Below are 764 nucleotides of genomic sequence, written 5' to 3'. Positions count from 1 at the left end.
GCAGCGCATGATGTGAATGTGCTTGTTGGTCATAATAGCCATAAGTCAAACTCTGTAGAAGAACGGGAAGGCTTTGGCATTCAGTTTGAAAAGAGCAACAGCGGTGCTTCCTTGGGGGTTGGAATTGCAAGCGCCAAAGATACGGGCGATCAATGGGAAACCACTTCTACACAATCACACATCACGGCACGCCAAGATGTGCAGATTACTGCTGACAATGATGTGAATTTACAAGCAGCCATTGTTTCGGCGGATCGTGATGTGAACATTGATGCCGGCAATAATATCACCCTATCAGAAAGCTATGATACCTCTAACGCAAAAGAAAAGCATGAAAAGTCTTTTGCTGGTGTGACAGGCTCTGTCAATGTGGGCATTCTTGGTACAGTAAAAGATGTAAAGGATGCAGCCAAACGTTTTGGTCATGGGGATACAAAACACAAAATCGGCAATGGTCTTATTGCTGGTCTAAAAGGCTATGATCTCTATAGTAAAGGCAAAGGTCTTTATAATGGGATGAAAGGTGGAAACAAACAGTCTATTCGTGATATTGCTGATGTTTCTGCTAGCGTAACCGTGGGCTTTAAGACAGAGAAGGCAGAAGCCTCTGTTCAGACCTCTACAGCGGTAACAGATAGCATAGAAGCAGGACGCGCTGTTAATATGCAAGCCCACAAAGGTAGCATCCATGGTGTTGGAGCCGATATTATTGCCGGTACAAACCCGATGCAAAGCAATGATGAACAGAGCGGGAATATCACCAT

Annotated in this window: 1 protein-coding gene; it reads left to right on the top strand. The window is 44.6% G+C overall.

Going from position 1 to position 764, the window contains the following annotated elements; all coding sequences use genetic code 11:
* Positions 1-764: hemagglutinin repeat-containing protein (locus ACFINA_RS09695; RefSeq protein ID WP_375615530.1), on the top strand; the 764-nt coding region annotated here is incomplete at both ends.

The sequence above is a fragment of the Bartonella sp. AC10YNML genome, assembly GCF_042196825.1.
Taxonomy (GTDB): domain Bacteria; phylum Pseudomonadota; class Alphaproteobacteria; order Rhizobiales; family Rhizobiaceae; genus Bartonella.
Note: the sequence above shows the minus strand (reverse complement) of the source record. Positions and strands in the feature narration are given on the sequence as shown.